This window comes from Microbacterium sp. NPDC006705 (assembly GCF_044903545.1).
Lineage (GTDB): Bacteria > Actinomycetota > Actinomycetes > Actinomycetales > Microbacteriaceae > Microbacterium > Microbacterium plantarum.
Genome location: NZ_JBJDQQ010000007.1, coordinates 1 through 4,107 on the forward strand (window position 1 = coordinate 1; position 4,107 = coordinate 4,107).

Here is a 4,107-nt window from a genome sequence, read left to right on the forward strand (position 1 = left end):
CAATCCCGTGGGGGGTGACCCGCGATTCTGGACAGCATGCCGCGGATGAGGGTGCTCGCAGAACGGCTCCGCGCTTCCGCCGACTCTGTGTCTCAGTGAGCGATCGCTGTCTGAAACCTCCGGTCGCCACATCTGCGACGGCGAGCATCGGGGAGTCAGGAGCTCAAAGCGTTCCACCGCGCTGCAACGCGGCGTCGCGCTCTGCCTCCTCGGCATCGAGAACTCCACCGCACGGCGCCGCCCGGCCACACCCCCGGGCTAACTGCGATCCAGCTCGTCGGTGCTGCACTCACAACGTCATTCGGTGCAAGGGCCGGCTGCGTTCAGCGCCGTGAGCTCGCTTTGCATCCGCTTCCGCTCTACGGGCGTGAAGCGTCGCACCTGCATCGACAGGACTGCATCGGCTGCAAGCGCCGTGATGCCAAAGGCATCCTGAATCGCACGTCGAACCTGATCCACGTTGCCCGAGGCGTTGGCGCGAACCGTCAAGAGTTCTTTCAGGTCGTTCCATCACGGCTATGTACGCCGTCACGATGTCGCGGCGAGCATGTTTCTGCTCTTGATCGCCCGTCATGCCGGAAGGGTACCGAGTGGCGGAATTGTCCGCCACAGGGCTTGGCGCGGGCGGCGTCGTCGACTCATCGCTCCTGCCGAAAACGATCGTTTTCGGCAGAGTGCGCCAGCGGCGCTCTTCTTCCTATGCTGGATGAGTGAAGAACGACTGGATCGAGCATCGCCGAGGCGGCGACGGAGAACTCATCGGATGGATGCAACCGACTGAAGATGAATTCATCGTTGTCGATCTGCTTGGCAGGCAGCGCACGGAACCCGTCGACTGGCTAACGGCCGAGGAAACTCTCGACGGTCTCGGCCTCACCTACCTCGCGGACCCGTACGAGCTCCGCCTTGACAGCGGCTCCTGGCTGAGGGTGCGCATCACAGAGGTCTCCACGGACGGGGTTCGAGTGAAGAAGGACGACTGGGGCGACGTGAACGCCCCAGAACTCTATTACTCCGTCCCCTTCCCCGCGGACGAGAATTTGCTGCGTCCGCTGGGCGAGCGCGCCTGAGATACTCACCGGGGCCCAGCCCGCAATCGAAGACCTCGACCCCAAACGGCATTTCGGCAGACGTTAAGGGTAGCCGCTCCAAATCGTTTGCGGGTTCGCGCCGTAAACGATCGTTACTGGCGTCCCGTGCAACGGTCGCTCGGAAGGGCTGCCATCAACGTGGGTCGATACCTGGTTGTGGTGCCCGTTTTCGGTGGATCGATCGCTCGCGGTGCTGCGAAGCTCACGGCGGGAGGGCAGCCGCTGCCTGGGTGGACGCTCGTGTCGTCCGTTGACTGACTGTATGGGTGAGGCCCCCGGCCGTGAGTGCGTCGTCATCACGGTCGAGGGCCCATGCTCACCCGATCACGCATGGCCCGCCGGCGACAGTGCTTGACAATGAGCTCACACGTGCGCGCCGGATTGAGTCGGCCGACGCTAGTCAGCCTCGCTGTCGGCTCGACGATGGGGGCTGCTACCCGCCAGTCGTGCGGCTGGCGATGAAGGCGGCGGACTTCGTCTGCAGGAAGGTACATAGCGCTGAGACCATCGCGAGTTCGGTGGATAGTTCGAGCGCGCGGCCGGCGTCCAGTGTGACGTCCTGTTCGCGGGCTTCGAAGGTCACCGCCCAGCGGGTCGATCCGATGGGCTCGGGTTGCAGGTACGTGACGGTTCCGGCGTTGAGTAGGTCGAGGCCGATGAGGCCGGTGTCGTGACCGTCTGTGCCGTCCTGCGCCATGACGCGCAGGCGGTTGCTGACGGGGTAGCCGAGCTCGGCGAACTCGGTCAGCCACGCTTCCAGTGTTTCTTTGGTCCGAAACGGCATGTGCTCCTCCAGATCACTGCTGTGAGGCGTCCTCGCGTGATCGCTAGCGATCAATGTTGCCCGATCAGTTGTTGCTGCGTGCGGCAGCTGCGAGTTGTTCACCGTTCGTCTGCCGCGCTGTGTCCGGGGGTCGTGCTTTCGTTGCCGGCTTGGGCTTCCGGTTCGAAGTGGCCGAGGGACTTCTCTTGAAGGAACGCGCATAGCTCGGCGGCGACCTGCAGCTCGTGGGTGAGGGCGTTCAGCTCGAAGCTGGTGAGCTCCAGCGCCTCGTCGGTCGGTTCGATGGTGATGAGCCAGTTGAGCTCGTCTCCCGTATCGCGGGGTTCGATCCACACCGAGTTCGGTGCGTTCTCGAGCGGCACGATGACCAGCCCGGTGTCGTCTCCGCCGGATCCGTCCTGGACGGCGACGCGGATGAGGTCACCTGCGCCTCGGGAGTCAACGAATTCTGCGACCCAGTGCTCCAGGGTCTTCTTGCTGTGAAAGGGCATCTGCGGCGGGTTCAATCTCTCAGGCGAAGGGGTTGGAGCGATGCAACAATCCCGGTCCGCGCCGATGGGCGGGACCCGTCCCGTGCCGGCGTGAGAGCCGACGTGGGGCACTAGCTTACGGTGTAAACATAGACCTGGTTCGTCTCTCGTGCACACAAATCTGCTCAGAAGGGGGAGGATCGAAGTGGAGGCTCCCTATGAGCAAGCAGTCCGACCTTTCACCACCACCCAAGCTCGGCCGCGACGTGATCGTCGAGGCCGCGTTGGTCATCGTCGACCAAGCCGGCCCGTCGGCGCTATCGATGCGCGCGCTCGGCCAGCGGCTGGGTGTTGAGGCGATGGCCTTGTACCGGCATGTGCACGGTAAAGAAGACCTGCTCGAAGGCGTCGTCGCGTCGTTGATGACCGGTCTGACCGAGACGATGCGCACAGAGGCCAGCGAGCACTGGCAGGCGTTTCTCCAGAACGTCGCCCACGCGGTGCGCGGGATCGCCGTTGAACATCCCCGCGCGTTCCCGCTGATCGCCACCCGGCACCCCGCAGCACCGTGGCTGCGGCCGCCGCTGCGAAGCGTGGAGGTCGTCGACACGTTCCTCAGCACCCTCATCGCTCAGGGCTTCACTGACGCCCAGGCCGTGAGCGCGTACCGGGCATTTAGCAGCTTCTTGCTGGGTCAGCTGCTGTTGGAAACAACCGTTCGCGGTGCGCAGTTCAGCCCCGCCGACATCGCTTTGGATGAAGGCGACGCTGACGTGCCGAACAAGGACGGGCAACTCTCGCTCGATAGTGCGCCCGAAGTGCTGCGCCTGCGGCCCCTCCTGAGCGAGGACCGCAGCAAGGAAGAGTTCGAGGTCGCACTCGAGCTGCTGCTGGACCGGCTAGATCGGGAGCTCTCTCAGTAGAAAGCCGCTGATCGGCTGCTGCCCCGTAGGTCGCGAGTACGGGCTCGACGCGGCTTAGCCGATCGAGGGCGCGTGTAGCCGGTCGAGGAATTCGATGATGCCTTCTGCGGTGGTGGCGGGAAGGTCGGCGATTGCGCGGGAGACGCGGGAGGACTCTTCATCCACCGTCGCAGACAGCGAGCGGACCGTGTTGTCGCTGAGCTCGATGAACACTCGCCTGCGATCGGCCGGGTGAGGGACGCGGTGAAGGTGGCCGCCCTTCTCCAACCTGTCCAGCAGCGCGGTCGTGCTCGCGGATGAGATCGCAAGTCGCTGGGAGATGTCCTTGGGAAACATTGCCGCACCGTCTCGATGGGCGCGAAACAAGAGTCGCAGCGCCGCGAAGTCCCTCACACCGACCTTCAATGTTTCGCACGCCCCGGCGCGAGCCGCGTCCTCGGCAATCGTCAACGCCTGCAGGGACCTGGAAACCCGTTCTGCTAGCTCCTCATGACCCGCGTCGACCATCATCACACCTCAATACCAACTGCTCACGTCCATCGTCCCTGTCCCCGCGCTCCTCGACGGAGTCCCTTCCCTAACGTGGTGTGCCCTGATAGACGCAGCTGTGGTCGAAAAGGACCTCGTCGTGCCACCATGCCGGCCGATCATTGAGCCGAATCTCGTCGCAGCGCGGCGCGTTGCCTCTCGTGAGCGTGGCTTACTCGACGCTGCGGGGTGTTCCTTGCTTCGTCCTCGTAGGACTAGGGTGACGGGGGGGGGGGGGGGGGGGGGGGGGGGGGGGCCCCGGCCACCCCCCCCCCCCCGGGGGGTACCCCCGGGGGGGGGGGGGGTAAAAC

Annotated in this window: 6 protein-coding genes; 2 read left to right on the plus strand and 4 right to left on the minus strand. The window is 64.7% G+C overall.

Annotation, left to right across the window (positions count from 1 at the left end; all coding sequences use genetic code 11):
- Window positions 1-297: 297 nt before the first annotated feature.
- Entirely contained in the window at window positions 298-489 is a 192-nt protein-coding gene (locus ACI2K6_RS16395) for a hypothetical protein (protein WP_404568989.1), read from the minus strand.
- Between the two features lie 221 nt (window positions 490-710).
- Between ACI2K6_RS16395 and ACI2K6_RS16400 the strand changes: the two genes are divergently transcribed.
- Window positions 711-1,070: a hypothetical protein gene (locus ACI2K6_RS16400; RefSeq protein WP_269268757.1), complete on the plus strand. Its 360-nt coding sequence runs from the start codon at window positions 711-713 to the stop codon at window positions 1,068-1,070.
- Window positions 1,071-1,524: 454 nt separating this feature from the next.
- Here ACI2K6_RS16400 and ACI2K6_RS16405 read toward each other — a convergent pair whose 3' ends face one another.
- The gene (locus ACI2K6_RS16405; RefSeq protein WP_269268758.1) at window positions 1,525-1,875 is read right to left on the minus strand and encodes a hypothetical protein; all 351 of its coding nucleotides are present in this window, start codon (window positions 1,873-1,875) and stop codon (window positions 1,525-1,527) included.
- Between the two features lie 98 nt (window positions 1,876-1,973).
- Window positions 1,974-2,366, minus strand: coding sequence for a hypothetical protein (locus ACI2K6_RS16410; protein WP_269268759.1), 393 nt, complete (start codon window positions 2,364-2,366; stop codon window positions 1,974-1,976).
- A 197-nt stretch (window positions 2,367-2,563) separates the two neighbouring features.
- Between ACI2K6_RS16410 and ACI2K6_RS16415 the strand changes: the two genes are divergently transcribed.
- Complete coding sequence (locus ACI2K6_RS16415; protein WP_269268760.1) at window positions 2,564-3,268, plus strand: TetR/AcrR family transcriptional regulator C-terminal domain-containing protein; 705 nt, start codon at window positions 2,564-2,566, stop codon at window positions 3,266-3,268.
- 54 nt (window positions 3,269-3,322) lie between these two features.
- On the opposite strand, the gene ACI2K6_RS16420 is transcribed toward ACI2K6_RS16415, so the two are convergent.
- Window positions 3,323-3,778, minus strand: coding sequence for a MarR family winged helix-turn-helix transcriptional regulator (locus ACI2K6_RS16420; RefSeq protein ID WP_269268795.1), 456 nt, complete (start codon window positions 3,776-3,778; stop codon window positions 3,323-3,325).
- Window positions 3,779-4,107 lie beyond the last annotated feature (329 nt).

What these genes read in the sequence shown, in the direction of transcription:
- ACI2K6_RS16415 (WP_269268760.1), top strand. Translation starts at nt 2,564, where the DNA reads ATGAGCAAGCAGTCCGACCTTTCACCACCACCCAAGCTCGGCCGCGAC.
- ACI2K6_RS16410 (WP_269268759.1), bottom strand. Translation starts at nt 2,366, where the DNA reads ATGCCCTTTCACAGCAAGAAGACCCTGGAGCACTGGGTCGCAGAATTC.
- ACI2K6_RS16420 (WP_269268795.1), bottom strand. Translation starts at nt 3,778, where the DNA reads ATGATGGTCGACGCGGGTCATGAGGAGCTAGCAGAACGGGTTTCCAGG.
- ACI2K6_RS16405 (WP_269268758.1), bottom strand. Translation starts at nt 1,875, where the DNA reads ATGCCGTTTCGGACCAAAGAAACACTGGAAGCGTGGCTGACCGAGTTC.